Source organism: Variovorax sp. Varisp36 (genome assembly GCF_047304235.1).
In the GTDB taxonomy this organism is placed as follows: domain Bacteria; phylum Pseudomonadota; class Gammaproteobacteria; order Burkholderiales; family Burkholderiaceae_C; genus Variovorax.
Genome location: NZ_JBGLYU010000109.1, coordinates 1 through 461, shown reverse-complemented (window position 1 = coordinate 461; position 461 = coordinate 1). Strand labels below are relative to the sequence as shown.

1 pseudogene is annotated in these 461 nt (G+C 70.3%); it reads left to right on the top strand.

Features of this window, described 5'->3' with window-relative positions:
- A pseudogene (locus tag ACCD11_RS28385) lies at window positions 1-461 on the top strand (peptidoglycan-binding protein); the annotation flags it as partial.

Below are 461 nucleotides of genomic sequence, written 5' to 3'. Positions count from 1 at the left end.
GGCTGGTACACCATCCTTACCGGCGAATACCGCCTGCCGCCCACGGCCAACCTGCTGCGCCTGCTGGTGCAGCAATCGAACTGCTTCATCGTGGTCGAGCGCGGCGCGGCCGGCATGAACGCGATGACGCGCGAGCGCGCGCTGATGCAATCGGGTGAAATGCGCGGCGGCAGCAACTTCGGTCGTGGGCAAATGGTGGCCTCCGACTACGGCCTGTCGCCCGAGATCGTGTTCAGCAACAGTGACGCGGGCGGCATCGGGGGGGCGCTGGGCGGGCTGGTGGGTGGCGGCCGTGGCCGCGCACTGGCGGCCATCGGCGGCAACATGCAGACCAAGGAAGCCAGCGCCCTGCTGACACTGATCGACAACCGCTCGGGCGTGCAGGTCGCGGCCTCCGAAGGCAGCGCCTCCAAGACCGATTTCGGCGCCTTCGGCGCGCTGGCCGGCCGCAGCGCGGGCGG